We start from the raw sequence: 23,185 nt of genomic DNA on the forward strand, positions 1-23,185 counted from the left end.
TATACCTCCCTTGATATAAGGACCAATCCGGATCTATATGGAGATAAAGAGGAGTGCATTTGGAGAGTTGCGATGTTTTTACCGAACGATATAAAAGTTTTATTAAAAAATAACTTCATTTGGAAATAAAAAAGACTATAGGCAAACACGACTTTCATCGAGGTTGTCTACAGTCTGTAGTGTAGCTTGCATTCAATATAAGAGCCGATCTAACTCGCTTTTTTCACATCCATGGATTCAGCGGCCCCCCAAATTTCGGACGCCCATTCAGGATGATCGATAAATGGATTGCGATTATTCTGCCAGTCATAAATTACATCATTTCGGTGGCTCTCGAAATCGTCGACTGGATCGAGATCATTCCATTTCAAAAGTGTCGATAGCTTTCCGTGAAGCGGCTTTGGATACGTATTGACTGTATCGGACAACTCCAGATCCAACTCACCGTTTCCTTCATAACGGACGGCCATGTAAAATAACATCCGGGCTATATCGCCTTTAACATGATCCGGCGGCTCCCATGAATCTGAATCAAACTTACATTCACAGCCACTATATGTTTGACCGCCCTCGTCAAAATCAAGGTGGCCCCGTTTACCATTCACTGTCACATCAGCTGGGCGGAGGTGATGAAGGTCGGTCCCAGGGCCTTTGCTTGTTCCAAAATCACCGTGGGACTTGGCCCAAACATGTTCACGGTTCCATTGTCCGGCATTGCCTCCATTGGCGTTCTTCGAAATAGACTTTCCAGAGTAAAGCAAGATGACATTCTGTTTGTTATCCGGATCTTCATCCGTTTCTTTAAGGGCATTCCACACTTGATCATAAGATAACATCGTATGACCCTTGATTTTCGTGTGAAGAACCGATTTCAATTCCGTTCCGGTTTTTCCTGCCGCCGTTTCATAATAAGCTTCAAGCGGCTTATCATTCGATACGGTCAGCGTGAAACGGGCAACCACTTCCGATTGCTGGTCCTCGGCCTTGACTGCGACAAGGTATGTTCCAGCTTCATTTGCAGGAAGGGTTAATGTCGGGCCGGTGACTGTACCGATCGTGGATGAAAAGGTCAGTTTATCTTCATCCGGATCTGAGAAGTGCTCACTCAAATCGATAGTGACCTTGGAACCGGTTTTCACTTCAAGATTTTCCAGTTTTTTCGTTACGACGGGCGCATGATTTTCTTTAGGGTCGAAAGGAGAAGCAATTGCTTCCCCTTTTGAATCGAAAAACTTGATATTCTTAGTGTCGACACCTTCCGTTACAGACCATTTCTGAACATTTTCAGCGCCCCTGATTTCTTTTACATTGGCGTTATCAATGATGACTTCCTTCACCGCCATGCCTCCAAAATCAATGATTGCGCCTTCCTTATCCGGTTTGACAGCCACAGTTGCATTCTTCAGCCCAAGGCCTTTAAGTACAGCATAGGAACCTTTTAACCAGATACCTTCTTCGATGTTGGATGTTTCGTCAAGATCGATCAAAACACTAGGTGAAGCAATTGTAAGCCTTTTTGTTTTAACGTTTGTTAAATGATACGTTTTTTCCGGAGCAGCGGGTTCAACTCCCCCTGATTCAGTTAAAGCGGTTTGAATCAATACAGGGTCGTGATCGCTTGCCCTTCCATGCACTTCCATGAAGGATGAGTTAATATGGACAATATCGACTTTCGTGGCTGCCGCCATATTATTCGATACCAGGATATGGTCCAGTACTTGTGAATTGCCTTGATATGTGTATGAATAACGTTTTTCAAAAGGGACTTTCTCGATCATGTTAGTTAAATCTTTACCCTTTAATGTTTTAAGCGGAGCTGAAAATTCATAATCATTAAAATCTCCAAGTAAGACGATATTCGCCTTGGCATCCTGTGCCTTGATATCACTGACGAACCGATTGACGATGGAGGCAATTTGAAGCCTTTGCGTCTCACTTGAAAGGAAAGGAGGTTGGTTTCTCCCGAATAGTGGCTGATCGCCGCCCTTCGAATTAAAATGATTGGCCACCACCACTACATTTTCCCCTTTAAATTCGAATTGAGCGGCCAAAGGCTTCCGACTCGAAGTGAAGGCAGGATCTGTAGGCTCGATTCGTCCAGGATTCAATGTAAGTTTTCCATCTTTGAAGGCAACGGATTGAGTCGCCGTTCCTTTCGTTCCCTCCGTTAATTTGACACGGTCGACATTGTATAAAAAGCCTACACGGATATTCCCGCCAGGTGCCCCGCCATCACGTTTATCTTCTGGAGCGATATCGATGAATTGATATTGCGGGCCGCCCAACTCTTTTATTTTGTCGGTCAATTTCTTGGCACTTTGAGCAGAATCCGTTGTCCCGCTATCTGTTGCACCATCATTATCTTGCATTTCCGTTACGCCGATGATATCGGGTTGTTTAAGATTAGTAATGATGGATGTTGCGATCGTCTCAACTTTCGAGTTAGCGGTTTGAGTGGAGAAATTCTCGATATTATAGGAAGCGATCGATAGTTTATCGGAATCCTTCTCTAGGGAAGTCACTTCCCGAACCGTTCCGCCATCCTTTAGCGCCGGCAGCTTATTTTTATCCGTCAATACCCTATAGTTGCTATATCCATAACTGATGACACCCGTAACCGAGCCTTCAAAAGAATCACCAGTTTTCGCCACAAATGATTCATCATCCATATCGAGGGTTATTCTTTCAGGATTGAAATCCGTTTCCGTTATTTTGACACCTCTAACTGCAGTGCTCGTTTCCATATTCCCTGGGATCACGACCAATTCACCATAGTCTTGAGGAGCGACCACTTTCGGGTTATATACTTCTACGAGCATCCCTTCCAAACTCTCATAGAAATCAATGCCGTCTTCAGTCGGATTGAAGTCTGTCAATCTATCATCATCGATGTTCTCAGACGGCGGAATGACATCCTTTCCAATGACGATCGGTTCTGGCATCGCTGCAGTGCCAAGCTTTTCAATCGTCGTATTAGTCAATTCAGTTGTTGGCAGATCCGTCGTTTTCATTTCAGCGTATCCTTCGACATACCACTCAACGACTTTACCGGCCACTTTGACATGATCGCCCGCTTTTAGGCCATGCGCTTTGTTGTACACAAGTATTCCCTCGGAAGTCGTTAAGTCCTTATCCGGGTTGGGATCTTGCATGTAAAAGTTATTCGCATCTTTTACATAAGTGACGACACCTTCCACACCTGAGACGAGTTGAGTTTCATAAGATGAAAAATGATTCATCCCCTGAATGTCACGAATCTTCACTTCAGTGGTTTTGTTAACGGTATAGGCAAATGTGAAAACTTCCGATGTCTTGTCGTTGATAGCGATTGCCTTGATGACCGTATCTTTCGTTAAAATGATAGGTTCTGTGTACACAGCACTTGAAGACGTCGGAGTGGATCCATCCAGCGTATAATGGATCTTCGCTTCTTCCCAACCCGAATCAAGTGATACTTTTGTATTTTCACTTACCGTACCAGGGAAAATATCCGTGTAAACTGCTGGCTTGTTCACCAGTTCATAATCTTCAAGACCACGTGGCTTCAGTTGATACGTGTCATTGAATTGCGATGATATTCCGGTTACGGAAATGACATCCCCTTCTTTAAAGCTCTTCAGGAAATCTTCATAATTCGACCCGTTCCGGTTATCATGGCGAACGATAACAGAGTTCCCTTTAGTATCTGCCGCCTTGAATTCGAATGTTCCATATGTTCCCGATGCGGCCAATTCTGTAATGGTCGCTTTTTCAATGGTGACCAGCTCACCTTGTGTTTCCCCATTGACGCCAGCCGCGTCAATTTTTTGGATTTCAGGAAGTTCATTCCCAGAAGAAACGACTTTAAGGGAAGTTGGTTGAATTTGTAATTCCTTATTATAAGCGGATACTTGTCCGATTAAACGAACCTTATCCCCTTGCTTTACATCCTCAGGCCATGAAGAACCATATACATATAGCCCAGCCGTTTCATCTTGAATATAAAAGCCTTTTCCTCCCCAATATCCAAGCCCTGTGGTGACCACCCCATCAACCTGCACAACATCTTCCGTATTCGTGCGGGCCTCGGCGATGGATTCCAGAACCTTCACATCAGGCTGTTCAGGAGGTGTTCCTCCATCAGTGATGATTGTGTAATCCGTTGCTGATTTCAGACCTGGTACTGAAAAATATTTTTCCAGCTTCCCCGTAATCGTCACCTGTGCTTTGAGTAAATCCGGATGTTCGACTAGATTCAAAGCCGTTCGGATATTTCCGGCTGGAAGCTGAACAGGCATGATTTTCTTTACATCCTTTTCATCCGGACTATCTGCAATACCTATATTCGTACCTTCAGTAAAAGGCGATGTATGTTGATAGCTTGTACCGCTTTTAGCTGTGCCGACGATGTATCCCTTCACCGTTGCCGTTCCGCTGTTATTATTAATCGCTTCCGTTACCGTTATTGTCCCTTCCGCTTTTGCAGCGGCAGCATATGGCAAAACCGTTGATAGCACGATCAATATGGCAAAGAAAAGCTTGCATATCCCATTCTTCTTCAAGATCTCAACCCCTCCAACTTTTTACGTAGGTGCAGCAATCATTTGAATACCGCTTAAAAAATGGTTTCGCCTTTCACCGTGACACCGTTCATGCTCACGGTTTTACCGTTAAGCCCCGATAAATCCAAATTGCCTTCGACTGTAACATTTGAAAAGGCAAAGCTATCTGATGGAGTTCCTGTTAATGTAAGATTCCCTTTAACCACTGCATTTTCCAATGAAGCGATATCCGTGATATCCACAACTACATTACCTTCATGTTTTTTTGGCGCATCAGCCGTTCCGCCAAAGTCTTTAGCCAATACCAAAGTCGGGTCTGTAGAGTTTCCGGCCACATCTTTGATGCGTCCTTCAATGCTTGGATCGACAGTTTTCAGCCCGCTTACATAATCCCGTAGATTCTCCCAATCAGCGAGCCCGATATCCGTCACTCTTCCTTCTTCATAAGCCTTCTTGAAAACGGAGAATCCATCCCCGCCCTTAGCTGTAAATGCATTGGTCGCCACGACATATTCCTTCGTTGCATCCAATTCGGAATATGTTCCATCTTGTCCCAGGACTTCAACCTTTGTCACCCGATTGCCTGGTTCCTTCAAACTGTCGTAGCTGAATTTCATCCCTGATACATGCAGGAAGCCGCCATTTTCCTTAGGAGCGAGGCTTACACTATGCTCTAATGCTTCATTGATTTCTGCACCCGTAAGCTTCATCGTTGCCAGCGTATTCCCAAACGGTAAAACGGTCAGGATTTCCCCTAAAGTGATCTCACCTTGATCAATGCCAGCGCGGATGCCCCCGCCATTTTGGAAAGCAATGACCGCATCCTTATTAAATTCTTTTGCTTTTTTAAGCATTCCGTCCGTAATTAAATTTCCCAGTTCGGTTTCATTTTTACGAACACTCGGTTTCGTTGCATCTCCTGCATCACGCGGGGTTTCCAATGCCTTCACAGCTGATGCACCAGTCTTCGTTTCCTTCAGCTCCTTAATCTTCGAGGAGTATGTTTCGAGAACTTTTGCCGCTTCGGCATCATCCTGTTTTTCAGAAAGCTTAATCAGCTGTCCGGCTTGTCCGACAATCTTGCCTTCCTTATCGAAATTCACATCGATCGTTCCTAAATAGTCGCTATATTGATACCCTTGAACGATGACAGTCGGCTCTTTCGTTTTCCCTTTATCATCCTTGTCAATAACAACGGGAGCGTCTAACTGCGTATGGCTATGTCCGCCCACAATCACGTCGATGCCCTTGACCTTGGCAGCTAATGTTAAATCATTGTCATAAGCTGGATTGTCATCGTAACCAATATGGGATACGGCAACTATCTTATTAACCCCCATGCCTTTGAACGCCTTGACCGCTTTTTCGGCTTCTTTAAGATAGTTTTCAAATTCTATACTTCCAGGACTTGAGATATCTTTCGTTTCTTCAGTTGTAAGCCCAAAGAAACCCACCTTTTGACCATCCACTTGTTTTACGATTCCATTGTATATCTTCCCTTGCTCCGGCTTACTTGAAATCAAGTCCGAGAATAGTCCCTTAAATTTATCATCTTTGGAGAAGTCCACATTCGAACTGACAAATGGGAACTGTGCCCCTTTAATGAAGTCTGCCAAAGCTTGATGCCCCTCAGCGCTTGATCCCAAATCAAACTCATGATTCCCGAATGTCATGACGTCGTATTTCATTAAATTCATGAAGCGAAGATCCGCTTGGCCTTTGAATTCATTAAAATAGAGTGTTCCCGAGAATACGTCACCAGCATCAACCAAAATAGCTTGCGGCTTACTCTTACGCACTTCTTTAACAGCTGTCACCCTTTTGGCCACATTGTCCAAGTGGGCATGCGTGTCATTCGTATGCATCAAGGAAAGCGTGATTGCCTTCGCTGGATTTTTCAAAGCTTCTTCAGCAGCGGCAACTTTCTGATCCGCCAATGCTATTTTAGCTTGAAAATCCTTACGGTCAGACTCCTTGATTCCATTTAAATTGATGGCAGCTTTCGCTTTTTTAGCTGCGTTTATCTGTTCTTTCGTTTTAAGTTCCCCATTGGCAAGAGCTACATAGGCATTTACCCGTTTTGCCACTTCTTGTTTCTTTTCTGCATATACCGCATCATCATACTTGCCTTTCACTTCTTTCACATAAGCATGTATGGCTTTTCCGAGTTTGGATGTTTTGCTGACCTTTTTCAACTGCGAAGAAACGGTATTCATCCGCTTGTCTGCGGTTTTTAAATCACCTTTCGTCACCCAGTAAGCAACTTTTTCATAGTAGTACGGCACTTTCAGGTCACCGTTCAAAGCTGTTTTGGTCGATTTAGTGAATTTATCGTATAAAAGCTTTTCGATTTTCGCACCGTAAACCGTATCTTTAATGGCTTTGTCTGTCTTTTTCACAGCTTTATCCAATGCATTGTATTGATCCCTGATCTCATTTGATTTCTTGGCAATGATTGAATTCGTCAGGGCGTTAATCGATTTATCATTGGCAGCCTTTGCTTTTTCTGCCGCTTTATACCCTTTTACATATCCCTCTGAACGAGTGATGTACTTATCATAAGCTTCGATTTCTTTGTATTTGGCATCTTTTTCTTTTTTGCTTAACATTGATTTTTTAATGGTAGAGTTGATGTCTTTTTTTGCTTGTTTTGCTGACTTGATTTGTCTCTCAACAGTGGACACGGAAGCGAGTTTAGAAGAGTAGAAATAGGTGTCGAATGGTTTTTTGATAGTGGCCTTTGCCGTTTTGATTTTACTATTCAGGCTAGTGGCAGCATCTGATGGTGCAGGTGCTACTGCTACGATCGTTGTCGCAGCCATTATGGTAGCTGTTGCAATTTTTACGATTTTCTTTTTCCCCATTATAGTTAAGCCTCCCATATGTTCTATACTGATATAACATATTGCTAACATACCCATAGAGTTAACATACTTTTCAAAAAATTGAATCTAGATAAATTTAATTACTTATACACAAATCCCCCTACTTTTTTCCTCTAAAGATCCGTGTATATCCTATATTACAACAAAAAAATCCAATTTTAAAACAAATTTACAATCTAAAGTGGAATTTTAACAGAATATTATCATTATAATCACCCCAAAATACCCATTACCTTAAAGATGATATATCAATAAAATTATTCAGTAGTAAAATAGTATCACTCCTTAATAAAACCACCTTTGGTCTTTATACCTAAATTTGCAATTGACCAAAAAAGGAGAGTATCCCTTTGTTAGCTCTGGTTACTTGCAGTAGTATTATTTGATCGTTAAACCGTCTTTACTAAAGGAAAAGTAGATATCATAATCAAAACCAAAAGCTGACTTATATTATCCAAGCAGCTTTCAGTTTTTTTATGCCCTCTTGTATGTTGTCTTCGGAAACACCTGCGAATCCAATTAAGACTGTGGTTGTCGGCGGTTGTCTTTTATAAAAAAGAGAGGCAGGATAAATTTTCACGCCATGCTCTTTTGCTTTCCCAATGAGCTCTTTTTCACTAAATGGTGAGTAAACGTCAAGCAAGATATGCAACCCCGAGTTTCCTCCCCGAATCTTCACTTGTCCTCCTAATTCGCTTTGTAAGGTCTCTAATAAAATGGCTCTTTTTTTTTGGTACAGCTTTCTCATTCGGTTGATGTGTTTTTGCCATTCGCCCTTTTTTATAAATTCAGCAAGCGTCAGTTGATTGTGAGAGGACACCGTTTGCTTATATAAGGAAGTGATTTCACTGCCTTTTTCTAAAAGAGGTAACGGAAGAATCATATAGCTGATACGCATTGAAGGGAGGAGAGATTTAGAGAAAGTGCCCATATAAATGACACGGTCATGCTGGTCAAGACCTTGCAAGGAGGGGATCGGCTGTCCGCTGTATCTGAATTCGCCGTCATAATCGTCCTCGATGACAAATGATTGATTTTCTGCCGCCCATTTAAGCAGCTGCATTCTTCTGTTAATCGTCATAATCGTTCCGAGTGGAAATTGATGAGATGGCGTTACATACACAAGGCTCGGCTTCTCTTTTCGGATTTCTTGGATACAGATTCCTTCATCATCGACTGGTATGGGAAGAATCTTCATATGATTGACTTCAAAAATCTTTCTCGTTCTCGGAAAACCCGGATCTTCATACCCTATGGAAATATTCGGGCCGAAGACTTGGCACAAGATCTGCATCAGAACAGGGTTCCCAGCCCCTAAGATGACCTGTTCAGGTTGACAATTGACGCCGCGCGATTGATACAAGTATTCTGCAATGAGTGTTCTCAGCTCAAGTTCTCCTAAAACATTCCCTGGCCGATAAAGCTGTTGACCATATTGATCTAAACTACTGACCATGCTTTTTCGCCAAGCGGAAAAAGGGAAGTGGGCAGAATCCACATTGCCATAATGAAAATCAATCGATTGTTCATTCTCTTCTGTTTTTGGCTTAATGGATGAGGTGCCTGGCATTTTAACAAGGATAAAATCAGAATCATTATAATCAGCAAACCAGCCGCTTCTCGGCTTGCTCATAATGTAGCCTTCAGCAGCAAGCTGTTCGTAAGCCCGTTCTACAGTCGTTTGGCTAATTGAAAGCTGAGTGGCTAGCAACCTTTTTGAAGGGAGTTTCATTCCTTTTTGAATACGGCCCTCATGCATATTTTTTTTGAAGAGCTGATAGAGCTGTTGATAAAGGGGAATGTCTAGATTTCGATTTAAAAAAAACGTGATATCCATTTATATGATTCCTCCTAACTGGCATGGTTTTATTTAAGGAAACTGGCTGTTTATTAAAGGTCAATGTAAGTTTATAGTCATTGTAATCCATTATGAAAGGCTTAATAAGAGGATCTAGATAAAAAATTGATTTAGTCATTTAAAGTAGTTTAATCAAGAAGAAACATGATTTGGAGTGATTGTAATGAACAAAGCAGCAAATGGTTGGATGAATGGTTTTCTTGGCGTACTGATCTTTAGCGGCTCGCTACCTGCGACACGATTGGCTGTAGCGGATTTCGATCCGTTATTCCTCACCGTCTGCCGCGCTGCGATAGCTGGCGTATTGGCTGGCGCTCTCCTTTTCATCTTCCGGCAGCAACGTCCTGTCAGAAGCGATATCGTTCCTTTATTGGTGGTAGCATTTGGCGTGGTTGTTGGTTTCCCGCTGCTGACAGCCTTGGCCCTGCAATATGTCACGTCTGCGCATGCCATTATCTTCATTGGGCTTCTTCCGCTCTCGACGGCGATCTTTGGGGTACTTCGGGGGGGTGAACAGCTTCGACCCTCCTTCTGGATCTTTTCAGCTGCAGGCAGCTTCCTGGTCGCAGGCTTTGCCCTAATCCAAAATGGGGAATCATCGCCGATCGGTGATGCATTCATGCTGGCTTCCATCATCGTATGTGGTCTCGGTTATGCAGAAGGAGCTCGGCTCTCACGCAAGCTTGGGAATTGGCAGGTGATCTCTTGGGCTCTCGTTCTATCGCTTCCCCTTATGCTGCCACTCTCGTTCTATTATACGCCGGACTCGTGGGCGGACATCGGTGATCCTGCTCTCTTCAGCCTTGCTTATGTGTCTTTATTCAGCATGCTCATCGGCTTCGTGTTCTGGTACCGCGGTCTCGCCCAGGGCGGTATTGCAGCGGTTGGACAGCTACAGCTTCTTCAACCTTTTTTTGGGCTGCTCCTTGCTGCTATGATTCTAAATGAGAAAGTCAGTCCGGCACTCGTAGCTGTGAATATTGCCGTTGTACTATGCGTGGCAGCCGCCCGGCGATTCGCAAGGTAACTTATGGCTCATTTTAAAAACGAGCGGAACAGAATCCTTGCTCCGGCTCGTTTATCATTTTGCAGTGTCCGTATTTCTCATAGATTCAAAGAAATATTGACCCTCTGAGCTTGACCTCACGTTTAAAATGATTTTCATCCGTGACCAAGCGTTAAATAGTCAAGTTCCCTTCGAATACTGTCACGGCATGGCCAGAAAGTTTAACTGTGTCTTCCGCTACTTCAACCTTGACTAGCCCTCCTCTTTCCGATGCCTGATAGGCAATACAGATATTTTTATCCAGCTTGCTTTCCCAATATGGCCCCAGACAACAATGGGCAGAGCCCGTAACATAATCTTCGTCAAGGCCTTGGGCAGGGGAAAAGAAACGAGAGACGAAATCATATTCATTGAGATTCGATCGACTCGTTACAATGACACCCCGAGTCGGTAATTGGGCAATCAAATCGATATCTGGTTTTAAGTTCCTTACGATTTCCTCTGATTGAACTTCGACTAGATAATCCCATTTATTTTGACCAACATACGTAGGCACAACGCCCAAAGCCTTTATCAGTAAATCCGGGGCAGCGGTCTCCTGCTCCATTAATGACGGAAATTCCAATTGAACCATCCCATCCACGAATTTGGCAGTGAGAAGCCCGCTTTTTGTCTGATAGACAATTGCTTCATTCCTTGGTACGTATCCTTTCTCCCACAAAAAGAAAGAGCTTGCCAACGTCCCATGTCCACAAATTGGGATTTCAATCGAAGGTGTGAACCAACGCAGCTGCCATTCATCATTATGAAGGTGAATAAACGCCGTAACAGGTAAATTAACCTCTTTAGCTATTCGTTGCATCCACTCACTGTCCTTTACCCCGCTAAGAAGACAGACAGCAGCAGGGTTCCCTTTAAAAGGTTGATCTGTAAACGTATTAATAATCGTTAATTCCATGAAAAAATGCCTCCTTAAATAGTATTGCCCGTCATGCATTTCCACAATAAGCAAACTGTTAGTTATAATTATATCAAATCACATTTGGAATAGTTTACCTATTGGAGTCAGCAACCTTTGCCGAAGTTACTCTATGTATTAACACTTCTCTCTCTTTTTTTAGTTTGAAACCTTACAGTTATAGATTAAGATGAAATTATACAATTTTTTCAAGAAACGAAACATGCTATTACTTAAGGCATTCATAATAATGGGATGTAAACTAAAAAAAGAAGTTATGATACATAAGAAATAGATAATAAGGAAAAGCAGCATATCGCTTTGTTAGATGAAAATGCAGAAACTGAAAAAATCTAGTTTTGTTAGTAAAGGGAGAAATTCAAAATGGAAATTTACGCAGTTAACATTGAGGGTATTAATGAATTTAATTTTGAATACACAACATACAATCACATTTTATCAAAACAAACTCTAAGCAAAGCAAAAAATTTTAAACACTATAAAGATAGTGTTAGAACTGTAGTCGGTGAATTATTAATTCACTATATCTATCTCCAGAACCAGAAAGAGGCTTCCATCCCCCTTGTGATACGGCGAAATGAATATGGCAAACCATATTGTAATGAAGCAGCTTTCCATTTTAACGTCTCACACTCTGGCAGTTGGGTTGTTTGCATTGTCGATACTAAACGAGTGGGTATAGATATTGAACAAATGACAGATATAGACTATGAAGCTTTAATTTCATTTTTTCACTCTTTTGAAAGCCGAGAAATGAAGGAAACGACTAGTAAAAAGGATTATTTTTACAAACTCTGGACAATAAAAGAAAGTGTCATAAAAAATATCGGAAAAGGCTTAAGTATTCCATTAAACAGCTTTTACGCCCGTCAAAACCAACAAGTAACGTCGATCCATTTCGAAGAAAGCACATTGAATGACACCAAATTTCATGTGAAAATGTTTGATTTTCAAGAAAATTATAAGCTAGCAGCTTGTGCCCTTCATGATAAATTTCCTGAATCTATTAGTTTCTTAGATGCATCTAAAATTTTTTCTTTTCTCATGCACGACAGTAGACTTCCAAAATAATTAAATATCTTACAATGTAAGCCGACTAAATAACGAGCCTGCATTGTTTGTCCATCCAACATTAACAATAATAAAACACATGACTGTGGTATTTAAACTCCTCAGTCATGTGTTCATGCATAAAACCTTATTATGATGATTACGTGTCTTTCTTACATACATTATTTTTCAGGAAGAAAAGAGTAAACATTTGTATCATATACTTCACCATTTTGATACATATAGTTTTTTAGGACTCCTTCTTGTTGAAATCCCATTTTCTTAAGTAAATTGTTTGACGGTACATTTTCAATAAAAACTACAGCACCAATTCTCGTTAATCCTAGAGTTTCCGAGCCGTATAAAAGAATTTTCGAGACTGCTTCAGTCATATATCCCTTTTTCCAATGGTCAGGATGGATTTCGTAACCTATTTCCGCCCGTTTATGTTTAGGAGACCAAGCATTAAATCCAATTGTTCCTATTAACCCTTTTTCTCCTTTTCTTTCGATCCCCCACCTTATTCCTCTTTTTTCCTTTAAACTTTCAGAAAAAAAATCTACAAATCCGCTAGCTTGTTCGACGCTCTCTAATTTATCTTGACCATAAAAACGTATGACGTTAGCGTTAGAAAAACAAGAAAAAATGGCATCTGCATCCTCATGAGTTATTTCTCTCAAAATGAGTCTGTCTGTTTCTAAATTAGGAAACATTTAATATTCCTCCTATGAATTCATATATGACAAATCACTAGATAAATATTTCAATTTGCAGGTTCTTAACTTTTACTTTATCTGCGAAAAGTGTCACCAAAATAGAGGGCTACCTTCATAATTCATTGCCCTCTTACCCTAGTTTTTTCACCAAAAAATTAAATTAAAGACTGTTTAATTGGATATAAATGGAACTTTAACAATATCAAGTTTGCAGAACTTTTACAAGAACTCTTTGCGGATAAAAAAATTAAATGACAGAGTGACAGATAAGAATAGCAGTTTCTCTGATGATAAAAAGAGGAATACCCGGAATTTTGTAAATAACATCAAACCCCCTGAAGATTACAAGGCGTTCTTAACACACCATAATGGGGCAAGAATATATGAATTACTCGGGTGACGACGGTGAAAAAATAGGGGGCGGTCTTCATGTTTTTAGTTTAGATGAAATAAAAGAGGTTCAGGAAATTGACTACCTGAGTGAACATGGGATTCCGATTGCCCACCTATTGAAAAGAGAAACTTATGGAGTTTACAGATCTTTCGTCTCTAAACCTTAATTGTGTAATTTTCTTGGATCGCTACATTATTGCACAGGTGAGGTGTTTTGGAGTTGGCCCATTTATACTGCTGAATAAATAATAAGAGCGATTGCCAATTAAATGCAGTCGCTCTTTTTTCAAAGCATTTTAATTTGTCAATGTTAATAGTTTTGCGGAAGTATAATTATATTTCTCAATCGAAAAATCAAAAACGACTCCTGCTTTTAAAAACACCGTATTTTCTACAATTAAAGTCGGATCTCCTGGTTGCAAGTCCAAAAGCTTTGCATCATCATCATTTAGTTTCTCACACGAAATGATTTTATCTGCAAAACCAATATTCAGCTTCAAATCCTCGACTATATATTCATAAATGGAACCATTTGCGATTTCTTTATTTATGATGGGGATGATGTCTTTATTGAAAAAGGACTCTTCTATTACAATGGGTTCACCATTTAAGCATCTAACTCGTTTGAGGTTATAGATTTTGGTTTTCAGATTACATTTCATTTTTTCGGCCAATTTTTCATCAGCTTCTATTAAATCTAACTTCAGCACTTCACTTGTCATTTCATCCTTTTCAAACTGTTTCGTTAAGCCATTCATATTCTTCATCGAAATACAGCCAGGTCTGGAAAATTCCCTTAGGAATATCCCGCTTCCTTGAACTTGATAAATATAACCCTGTTCAGCCAATATATTGATTGCTTTTCTTATGGTATTCCTGCTGACATCGAACTTCTTCATCAACTCTTCTTCAGTAGGTAACTTAGTATTTAATGTATATGTTCCTTCTAATATTTCTTTCTCCATTTGTTCTACGACCATTCTATACTTTACACCCATATTTCCCTATACCTTCCTCTATACATAATGATTTCGAACAATAATTTAGATTAAATGTTAGGTTTTCTTTACAATAGTTTATTTTATAACGATTGTAAAGAAACCTCAGTTTCTTTTGGAACAGGCATGTTCTATCCTTAAGCCGTTCCATATTTCAAACCAAAAAAAGAGACATCAAATCGTTTAACGATAGGATGTCTCCAAATCTATTGAGTATCATAGTTATTTATAATCTTGGCGAGGAACCGCATTCCCTTTCAGGCCCCAAGTTAATTTGTTCAGCATTTTACCCCTTGAAGTGAGATTTACTGCCTCTGCACCCTTTTACTTTTTCCAGAACGGAACACTACCACACTCGTGAACAAAGGATACAGTACGTACCCCAAATAAACACCCATCATATTCAGTATCAGGTCATCGACATCCAAACTTCCGCGCCGAAAAACGAGCTGACAGATTTCAATACCTGAGATCGTTATGAATGGGTAAAGAAATTTCCTTAAAGCAGATGGCTCTTTCCCATCCCTGAACAACAAATACAGCCCGAATGGAATGAACAGACCCACATTGGCGCTAAGGTTATAAAATGACACAAGCCCGTTCATTTCGTTCGATAAATATGAAAGTATCGTAGAAAAAGGAATCAAATTATACGAATATACCTGCCCTTTTGGTCGGAAGAACAGCAAAACCAATAATGATAAACTGTAGCAAATCAAGGCTGCCTGCCACAAAAGGCGCGGAATCATCACCGTTTCACCTCGAAAATAAAGGACCGCAAACGAAACGAAAAGAAGTATACAAAACCAAACAACCATGATCACCAAAGGATTCAAATATAATAGAAGCTGAAGGAAAAGAGGTAAACCGCACAAAAACAGGGCTTGCGACAGCAAAAGGGAAAGCATGGCGGATTTTCGGGACATGTAACTCCCCCTTCTATTTCTCTCCAAATCAGTGCATATCATTATATCCTAGGACATCTTTAACAAGCCGTCAACAAACTACATACACCTGTCATTTAGAAAACTGCCGGTATGTTCGTCAAGGGGAAGTTCTTTCGAATAAATCAACCGAAACGAAGGAGGATTCGTCCTTCATCCGGCAGAACAAAAAAAGCCGGTTCCTCACTTTCCAGGAATCCGGCTTTTTTGTTTATTGATGTTCATTTTATAGTGCACGGTATTTTTTTAAACTTATAATATTGATGGTTATAAAAACGACGGAAAATGCCAGGAGAATGAGTAAATCCAGCAAAACCTCATTGAAAGTGAAACCTTTGTACATGATCCCGTTCATGGCATCCGATGCGTAATAGAGCGGCATGACCTTGCCGATTTTTTGCAGCCAGTCTGCCATGCCATCCAATGGGAAAATCCCTGTGAAGAAGACTTGCGGCACGATGACCAACGGAATGAATTGTACCATTTGGAATTCAGATGTTGCGAAACTCGATAGTAATGTACCAAGCGATAATGCAACAAGCGCGACAAGTATATTCGTTAATAAAACGAGCCAAATGGAGCCAACAAGGACGATATCCAACACATTTACAGCATATAGTACGACAATTAAGGTTTGAACGAGCGCAAATATGCCATATCCGATTACATACCCTGCTACGATTTCGTATCGTTTAATCGGGGTGGCAAGCAACCGTTCCAACGTACCACTTGTTCGCTCCTTCAAAAGTGCAATCCCTGCTATTAAAAATACAAAGAAGAACACGAAAAAGCTGACGAGCATCGGACTGAACGTATCAAAACCCTTTGTTTTGGCATCCCCGTATACATATTGTTTCTCAATTGAGGGTGTATTTTTTCCATTCCCTTGCAGCCCTTGCATCATTTGCATTTGAACGGCCTTTGCACGGTTCGGTTCGTCGTTCAATAGTGTCAGTTTTATCTTGCCATTTTCAACCTGCAGCCAGCCATCTGTATCATTTTCAATCATTTTCCCCTGTGAAAATTCCTCAGCAGCCGTTACTTGAAAATCCGCTTGTTTTAATGCTTTAACCATAGCTTCATTACTGCCTGTAACAACGATTTTCAAATCACTCGCTTCTGTATCGAAAATAAAATACATGAGCGTTAAAATGAGCAATGGAGCGAGAAAAAATAAAGCGAGCGTCCTTCGATCCCGGCGCATCTGCTGTGTAATCCGCGTAACAAGAGAGGCAATTCTCATTTTAGGCCACCTCCAATCCTTAAAAAAACATCATCAAGCGTTCCCGCTGCATATTGTGTTTTTAAAGCCGCCGGGGTTCCTGATGCGATGATTTCACCCTCACGCAGCATCGCCAGTTTATCGCATCGTTCCGCCTCATCCATCACATGTGTCGTGATGATGATCGTCTTATGATCTTCATTTCTTAAACGCTCAAGTTCCCGCCAAATGGATCGTTTCAGCAAAGGGTCCATTCCCACTGTCGGTTCATCCAAAATGAGAATCTCCGGATTTTGGATGAGTGCAACCGCCAGTGACAGACGGCGTTTCATCCCCCCGGAATAATACGCAACCCGAACGTTCAAGTCCCTCGTCAACTGTACGATTTTAGCTGCATATTGAATGCGTTCCCTTCGTTCCTTTTTCGAAAAACGGTATAGCTTCGCAAAAAACTCGAGGTTTTCAGCACCCGTCAGATCTGTATATAAAGCATCGGATTGTGCCATATAGCCGACATCCATTAACAGTGCTTCATTTGGCACTTCATGATCCAGAACCGTGACTTTACCAGCATCGGGCTTAATCAATCCGACAATCATTTTAATCAAGGTCGTCTTTCCGCATCCGGATGGACCTAACAAGCCAAAAATTCCACTTTTTTCAATATTCAGGCTCAATGGCTGAATGACCTTTTTATGATGAAAACCCTTAGCAATTCCTTCAATGGAAATCGCATTTTTCATTGTACACACATCCTCCCTCTTTAATTAACACGGTGTTGAGTGTATCATCATTCTAAGGTAGCTTTTAGTCTAATACAATCAACACATTTCGAAAAATGTTTAGTGAGGAGACATTCAATGGCGGAATTTCATGAGGATATGGTACAAAAGACGAAAAAGCAGATACAACATCATTTTATTGCACTCGTTGAAGCAGAGGGATTCTCACATGTCTCAGTGAAGAAAATTGCAGAGAGCGCCAACATTAATCGGGGCACATTCTATTTGCATTACACAGATAAATATGAATTGATGGATCACTTACAGCAGGAATTGTTAAATGAACTTCAAACTCGTATTACTGCCATTTTGCCGAAAGAGGCTTTTTTGGCTCTCCATCAACAACAACTTTACCCGCCTTTCGTAGCCATTTTTCAATTCATCAGTGAACATGCGCACGCATTAAGGGCCATTCTTGGAGATAAGGGAGATCCTTCTTTTGCCAAAAAAATAAAGCTTGTGTTCGGTGAAGTACTATTGGAGCGTTTGATCAGCCAGCATCCAGCAGCTAAAGATGAAGCATTCCGCATGTATATGCACGCCTTCATGACATCTGCGATTTTAGGCGTTATACAGGAGTGGCTGGAGAATTGCGAAGAGCAAACGGCGGAAGAAATGGCGAAAATTCATTTTCAAATCCTGAACTTCATCAGCCAATTACGGGCATTCATTCAATGAACTTTTATAAAGGCATGTTCCATTTACATGCCTTTAGGATAATAAAATGGGATACTCCCCCTTTAAACTTACATCTTTTCCCCCGCTTTGACCTCTGCCTTTCCAACCTGATAATACCTGCTCTTCGAGGCCTTCATACTAAGCATGGACAATAAAATGGATATAGCAAACATGATCATTGAACCTGAAATCACCACGAACCGAATCGAAATGAAATGAGCTGAAACACCGACAATTGCTGTAGTGATGATGATCAATAAAGCTTCTAACAAGCCAAAAACACTTCCGACCCTGCCCATGATTTCCACAGGAATATTATTTTGATAAAAGGTTTGAAAGCCTGTATTGGCAAACGCCAGAGAAAAGGCAATGATGAAAAAACCGATGGCGGCCAATGAAAAGGAATTCGAAAAGGCATAGACCATATAACCTATCGAGACAAATAAAGATCCAAGACCAATCATGTACGAGATTTGCACTTTACTGATGAATACGGCATTGACTATGGCACCCGCAATGATGCCTGCCCCGGCGATGCTTACAAGGAATCCGTAATCGCTGTCCGACAAAAGGAGTATGGCCTTGGCAAACGCTGCTTCTTGGGAATCGATGGCCGTTTCCATCACCACCATGCAGCTGAATAAGAAATAAATGAGCATGATATAGGAAGATTTCCGGCTGAAATCCAGGACGATGCCCCAATCCTTTTTCATGATGGTCCAAGACAGGTAATGACTGGATTTTCCAAGGGGATGATCCTTTTCAAGATTAGGCATGAATAGAGTGATGATACCGGATAATAATAAGGCAGCCGCGTTAATATAAATGGCTAAAACCGGTGTACCGATTAAGAAAAGGATACCCGCTATCGCTGGTCCAATCAAAAAAGCTCCAGAATCGATCAAGCTTCGTAACGAGTTAAATCGTTTCCGCTGTTCAATGGGGATTAATTTTGTTATATAAGTCCTTGATGCCGTTACAAACATGGCCTCTGCCATATTGATCACGAAGATAAGGGAATAGATGACCCAAATAGAAGAAGCCAATGGCAGCAAAGCCATGAATACCGCTCGAAATAGATCAAGTGCGATCATTAGATTCCGCTTATTGATCCGGTCGATCACGCTGCCGGCCCAAACATTCGTAAATATGGCAGCCATCGGTTTAACGATATACAGTCCAGCAACCGCCAAGGCCGAGCCAGTCATATCCAGCACGATTAAATTAAGTGCAATGAAATAAACCCAAGCACCGAAGTTGGAAATCCCGATCCCGCACAATAAAATGGAAGGATATTTCCAAGATACTAATGAATTTCTCAATGTCAACGCTTCCCCTCCTTAGAAAGAAAATATAAAAACAATAAAAAAAACCGTCCACAAGAAATGCGTCTTGGGGACGGGATCAATAGAACGGTGCCAATTAATATGTCACCATTATTAATCTTATGCCGTATTGCATTAACAGCATGCAATAACTATGCACTATAATGGGAACTCCCTTTAAGCTTCAATACATCCCCGTTACTCCTTTCCAGTTTACCAAGCGCACTGGAAAGTTGCGTTTCATTTACTTTTTTCTCATCGGAATCACATTTACCCTAAACTTTAACATTAATGGTATAATTTTGTAAATGTTATGATTTTCAAAACAAAAAAACTCATTCAAAATTAAATGAGTTTGAAAGCAAAACAAGATAGGAATTTTTCGCTCAGCGTTCCCGAATAAGACACAGGAATGACATAATTGAATACCGTTAAATGAATGTTTGGATTCAGCTGATTTACTTTAGGGAAAACAATTTTAATAACGGATTCTTTTTCTTATCCGTTATCCTTAACTCATTCATTATGATTTGGTCCTCATGATCGGCTATCCATTTCCTTAGTGCATCTTTATCCTGGCATTGTGTTAAATATGTCTGGCCACCCTTGCCTGTAGCGTTAATAACATATCTATTGAACGTCTTCTCCATAATTGCCCGCCTTTTTTATAAAATGTCTGGAACCTTTAAATACGAATGCATTGACTTTTTCTATGCTTTTCAAAAGAAAAATAGTTTATATATATTAATAACATTGATTGCCCATGACCTGTTCAGCTAGAAAGTGTTGAATCAAGTACACCGAAACTGTTATCATAATCGGATTAATCGAACCTATCATAATGTGCTAACTAATATTTGTCAATACGTTTTATCAATGTAAATAAAACGTAAATTTTCAGTTTTATTAAAGAAATATTTTTTTACAATTTAGGGGTTTACAACTGCTAAATGTTGGGAGTAGAATACGTTTATCAATTTAATATATTTCGGCCAAAACTCAAAGGAATTGAGTACGGAGGACCCAATCATTTGGGGTTAATTCTGCCATGCAGAAGGGATGAGATCAGCTCTTTCGCCATCCTACCCGTCAGCTAACTTCGTCGGCTAAAGCGAAGGAGGTCATAAGACCGCCTATTTCGGGAGCTTTTTTTGCACGCTTTTTGTGACAAAATAGCTGTTCGATGTTTACGCAGGTCTTTTTATTATGCTTAAAAAAGATTTGATAACAGGATTGATGGTTAAGATATTCATACAGTTTTACACATGTCATTTTTAGGTAGGGATGATCAATTGATAAAAGCAAAAAAATTATTCGATCCGCCAAAAATCCTTGTACTAGGCTTTGCCACCCTGATACTTATTGGGGCCTATTTGCTGACCCTGCCGATTTCTACTGAAAATGGGAATGGCCTTGCTTTTCTGGATGCTTTATTCACCTCAACCTCCGCTACATGTGTAACAGGACTTGTCGTAGTGGATACGGGAACGACCTTCACCACCTTTGGTGAATTGGTCATCTTAACACTGATTCAGATAGGCGGCTTAGGATTCATGTCATTTGCGACGTTTTTCTTTTTCCTTTTAGGCAAAAGGATTTCTTTAAAAGGCAGGTTACTCTTGCAGGAATCCTTAAATAATCTTTCCATGGCAGGTATAGTCAAGTTAGTAAAACGGCTTTTAATTTTCACGGCCATCATTGAAGCCATGGGTGCCCTTATCTTATCGATTCGCTTTTCTTTTGACATGCCAATCGGCAAAGCGATCTATTACGGGGTTTTTCATTCCATATCGAATTTCAATAATGCCGGTTTTGATTTGATGGGAGAATTCAAGAGCTTGACCCCTTATGTATCGGATCCATTCGTAACCCTTACGGTCGCCTTCCTGATCACGTTTGGCGGAATAGGTTTTATCGTGATGAATGAACTATACGAATATCGTGATACCCATCGTTTATCCGTACATACGAAGGTTGTTCTGATGACTAGCCTGACACTTACAATCGCCGGCGCAATTTTAATCTTTTTATTCGAGTTCGGTAATGCCAAGACATTGCAGCCTTTATCTTTCATGGGTAAAACGTTATCGTCTCTATTTCAATCGGTTTCACCAAGGACGGCCGGCTCCAATACGCTGAATATCCCTGATTTGACTCAACCCACATTACTGCTCATCATTTTCTTGATGTTCGTTGGGGCTTCACCCGGATCGACTGGCGGCGGGATTAAAACAACCACATTTGCGACGCTTATCGGAACGGTCTGGTCACAGATTAAAGGAAAGGGTGATGTGGTATTATTCCGTCACCGCATTATAAGTGAAACGATCTTTAAAGCATTATCCGTTACATTCATTGGCGTATTCATGGTTTCAATCATCTCCATTCTGCTGACCATCACTGAAAGCGGAAGTGACTTCTTGATGATTTTATTTGAAGCCACTTCAGCATTTGCCACCGTGGGACTTTCAATGGGTTTGACCCCCGAATTATCACCGGTTGGCCGGATGCTCATCATTTTCACGATGTTTGCAGGCCGTGTGGGTCCTTTGACTTTGGCCTTTGCCATCGCTATGAGGCGCAAACCAGATCCGTTCCGACGTCCAAAAGGGAAAATCATGATTGGTTAAACATAAATGAAGGAGTGTAAAAGATGGGAAAAAGACAATATGCCGTGATTGGTTTAGGCAGATTCGGAACCAGTGTGGCCCATAGATTATATTCGGCTGGCCAAGAGGTATTGGGTATTGATATCAGCGGGGAAAGAGTCGAGAATGCGGAACTGAGCGTTACCCATGCAGTCATTGCGGATACGACTGAAGAAGAGACATTGAAATCCATTGGAATCCGCAACTTCGATTGTGTCATCGTAGCCATCGGAATTGATATGCAATCAAGCATTTTAACTACCTTGCTTTTAAAAGAGCTTGGGGTCAAAAAGGTGATTGCCAAGGCCCTTAATAAAAATCATGGTCAGGTGCTCACTAAAGTTGGAGCCGACTGGGTCATCTATCCTGAGAGGGATATGGGAGAACGGGTCGCGAACCAGCTTCTGTCCCCTAACATGCTGAACTATATTGAACTCTCTAAAGAATACAATATCGAGGAAATCATAGTCCCTATGAGCATGAAGGGAAAAAGCCTCAGGGAGCTGGATTTACGCGCAAAATATAATATCAGCGTCATTGCCATCGTGAGTAATGGGGAAATTATCATAGCACCATCACCCGATCAGGATATCCATGAAAAAGATATGCTTTTAGTGGTTGGCAATAAAGAAGATCTTGCCGTCTTTGCAAATATTGAATAATGGTTCCCCTTCTCGTTTCCGGTTCTGGCTGTATGAAGATGAACTAAAATCAGCCGATTAAGAATGACTCATCATAGGACTTCGTATCATATATATCGATTCCTATAAATTCCCTGCAGTCAGGATCTGAAAAGAGAAACACTATTTTCTTGGCATCAGGATGAGTAACTGACCGTTTTACAAGTACATCATTCAATCTTAAGGAATAATAGCTTTCACCATCAGCTGTAATTCCTATTGTGAATGTAGGCATTTCATCAGCCAGACCTTTAATTTTCAAGGCTGTTCCACCTTCCAATTCAATTCCTATGATTGGAATGCCTATGCCGAAATCCAGAATGATATCCTCGTTAAGCAGGAGCTCGTCCGTTTTTGTAATGGTGTGCTTCAATGGTTCGGCTAAATAGATATAGCCCATACCCGCATCATCATCAAATGTCATATGCCTTTTCATAGCTCCACCTCCCTTTTCTGTAGCGGTTTCATTTTTATGTTTAC

Annotated in this window: 18 protein-coding genes and 1 riboswitch; of the genes, 6 read left to right on the forward strand and 12 right to left on the reverse strand. The window is 40.9% G+C overall.

Going from position 1 to position 23,185, the window contains the following annotated elements:
• Positions 1-209: 209 nt before the first annotated feature.
• The 3 genes from AC1DVK_RS16005 to pdxR form a co-directional block, all read right to left on the reverse strand.
• Positions 210-4,541, reverse strand: a complete 4,332-nt coding sequence (locus AC1DVK_RS16005; RefSeq protein WP_477626888.1) for an endonuclease — start codon at positions 4,539-4,541, stop codon at positions 210-212.
• Positions 4,542-4,594: 53 nt separating this feature from the next.
• The gene (locus AC1DVK_RS16010) at positions 4,595-7,405 is read right to left on the reverse strand and encodes a bifunctional metallophosphatase/5'-nucleotidase (protein ID WP_477626889.1); all 2,811 of its coding nucleotides are present in this window, start codon (positions 7,403-7,405) and stop codon (positions 4,595-4,597) included.
• A 466-nt stretch (positions 7,406-7,871) separates the two neighbouring features.
• Positions 7,872-9,263, reverse strand: coding sequence for a MocR-like pyridoxine biosynthesis transcription factor PdxR (gene pdxR / locus AC1DVK_RS16015; protein ID WP_477626890.1), 1,392 nt, complete (start codon positions 9,261-9,263; stop codon positions 7,872-7,874).
• A 184-nt stretch (positions 9,264-9,447) separates the two neighbouring features.
• Between pdxR and AC1DVK_RS16020 the strand changes: the two genes are divergently transcribed.
• Positions 9,448-10,311 carry a DMT family transporter gene (locus AC1DVK_RS16020; RefSeq protein ID WP_477626891.1) on the forward strand — a complete coding sequence of 288 codons (864 nt, stop codon included), beginning with the start codon at positions 9,448-9,450 and terminating at the stop codon, positions 10,309-10,311.
• A gap of 151 nt (positions 10,312-10,462) precedes the next feature.
• Here the strand turns inward: AC1DVK_RS16020 and AC1DVK_RS16025 are convergent, their stop codons facing one another.
• Positions 10,463-11,248 carry a PhzF family phenazine biosynthesis protein gene (locus AC1DVK_RS16025; RefSeq protein WP_477626892.1) on the reverse strand — a complete coding sequence of 262 codons (786 nt, stop codon included), beginning with the start codon at positions 11,246-11,248 and terminating at the stop codon, positions 10,463-10,465.
• 384 nt (positions 11,249-11,632) lie between these two features.
• Here AC1DVK_RS16025 and AC1DVK_RS16030 point away from each other — a divergent pair, with 384 nt between their 5' ends.
• The gene (locus tag AC1DVK_RS16030) at positions 11,633-12,340 is read left to right on the forward strand and encodes a 4'-phosphopantetheinyl transferase family protein (protein WP_477626893.1); all 708 of its coding nucleotides are present in this window, start codon (positions 11,633-11,635) and stop codon (positions 12,338-12,340) included.
• Between the two features lie 161 nt (positions 12,341-12,501).
• On the opposite strand, the gene AC1DVK_RS16035 is transcribed toward AC1DVK_RS16030, so the two are convergent.
• Entirely contained in the window at positions 12,502-13,032 is a 531-nt protein-coding gene (locus AC1DVK_RS16035) for a GNAT family N-acetyltransferase (protein WP_089362767.1), read from the reverse strand.
• Between the two features lie 371 nt (positions 13,033-13,403).
• On the opposite strand from AC1DVK_RS16035, the gene AC1DVK_RS16040 reads away from it, so the two are divergent.
• Complete coding sequence (locus AC1DVK_RS16040; protein WP_477626894.1) at positions 13,404-13,595, forward strand: hypothetical protein; 192 nt, start codon at positions 13,404-13,406, stop codon at positions 13,593-13,595.
• A gap of 129 nt (positions 13,596-13,724) precedes the next feature.
• On the opposite strand, the gene AC1DVK_RS16045 is transcribed toward AC1DVK_RS16040, so the two are convergent.
• The 4 genes from AC1DVK_RS16045 to AC1DVK_RS16060 all read right to left on the reverse strand — a co-directional run bounded on the left by AC1DVK_RS16045 (position 13,725) and on the right by AC1DVK_RS16060 (position 17,335).
• Positions 13,725-14,426 (reverse strand): GntR family transcriptional regulator, encoded by a 702-nt coding sequence (locus AC1DVK_RS16045; RefSeq protein WP_061465163.1) that lies wholly within the window; start codon positions 14,424-14,426, stop codon positions 13,725-13,727.
• A 305-nt stretch (positions 14,427-14,731) separates the two neighbouring features.
• Complete coding sequence (locus tag AC1DVK_RS16050) at positions 14,732-15,352, reverse strand: VanZ family protein (RefSeq protein WP_477626895.1); 621 nt, start codon at positions 15,350-15,352, stop codon at positions 14,732-14,734.
• A gap of 244 nt (positions 15,353-15,596) precedes the next feature.
• Positions 15,597-16,613, reverse strand: a complete 1,017-nt coding sequence (locus tag AC1DVK_RS16055) for an ABC transporter permease (protein WP_318686723.1) — start codon at positions 16,611-16,613, stop codon at positions 15,597-15,599.
• Entirely contained in the window at positions 16,610-17,335 is a 726-nt protein-coding gene (locus AC1DVK_RS16060; RefSeq protein WP_477626896.1) for an ABC transporter ATP-binding protein, read from the reverse strand. Before AC1DVK_RS16060 ends, AC1DVK_RS16055 begins: the two co-directional genes overlap by 4 nt.
• Positions 17,336-17,452: 117 nt before the next feature.
• Between AC1DVK_RS16060 and AC1DVK_RS16065 the strand changes: the two genes are divergently transcribed.
• The gene (locus AC1DVK_RS16065; protein ID WP_477626897.1) at positions 17,453-18,052 is read left to right on the forward strand and encodes a TetR/AcrR family transcriptional regulator; all 600 of its coding nucleotides are present in this window, start codon (positions 17,453-17,455) and stop codon (positions 18,050-18,052) included.
• Positions 18,053-18,120: 68 nt separating this feature from the next.
• Here AC1DVK_RS16065 and AC1DVK_RS16070 read toward each other — a convergent pair whose 3' ends face one another.
• Both AC1DVK_RS16070 and AC1DVK_RS16075 read right to left on the reverse strand, forming a co-directional pair.
• Positions 18,121-19,374 (reverse strand): MFS transporter, encoded by a 1,254-nt coding sequence (locus tag AC1DVK_RS16070; protein WP_477626911.1) that lies wholly within the window; start codon positions 19,372-19,374, stop codon positions 18,121-18,123.
• Between the two features lie 461 nt (positions 19,375-19,835).
• Positions 19,836-20,027 (reverse strand): hypothetical protein, encoded by a 192-nt coding sequence (locus AC1DVK_RS16075; RefSeq protein WP_317778213.1) that lies wholly within the window; start codon positions 20,025-20,027, stop codon positions 19,836-19,838.
• Positions 20,028-20,357: 330 nt separating this feature from the next.
• Positions 20,358-20,500, forward strand: a riboswitch (cyclic di-AMP (ydaO/yuaA leader).
• 142 nt (positions 20,501-20,642) lie between these two features.
• Between AC1DVK_RS16075 and AC1DVK_RS16080 the strand changes: the two genes are divergently transcribed.
• Together AC1DVK_RS16080 and AC1DVK_RS16085 are read left to right on the forward strand one after the other, a co-directional pair.
• Positions 20,643-22,007: a TrkH family potassium uptake protein gene (locus AC1DVK_RS16080; RefSeq protein ID WP_477626898.1), complete on the forward strand. Its 1,365-nt coding sequence runs from the start codon at positions 20,643-20,645 to the stop codon at positions 22,005-22,007.
• A 23-nt stretch (positions 22,008-22,030) separates the two neighbouring features.
• On the forward strand, positions 22,031-22,687 hold the full coding sequence (locus tag AC1DVK_RS16085; RefSeq protein WP_061465174.1) for a potassium channel family protein: 657 nt from the start codon (positions 22,031-22,033) through the stop codon (positions 22,685-22,687).
• Between the two features lie 49 nt (positions 22,688-22,736).
• Here the strand turns inward: AC1DVK_RS16085 and AC1DVK_RS16090 are convergent, their stop codons facing one another.
• Entirely contained in the window at positions 22,737-23,141 is a 405-nt protein-coding gene (locus tag AC1DVK_RS16090) for a DUF2283 domain-containing protein (RefSeq protein WP_477626899.1), read from the reverse strand.
• Between the last annotated feature and the right edge of the window lie 44 nt (positions 23,142-23,185).

This window comes from Peribacillus sp. P4_B1 (genome assembly GCF_056402395.1).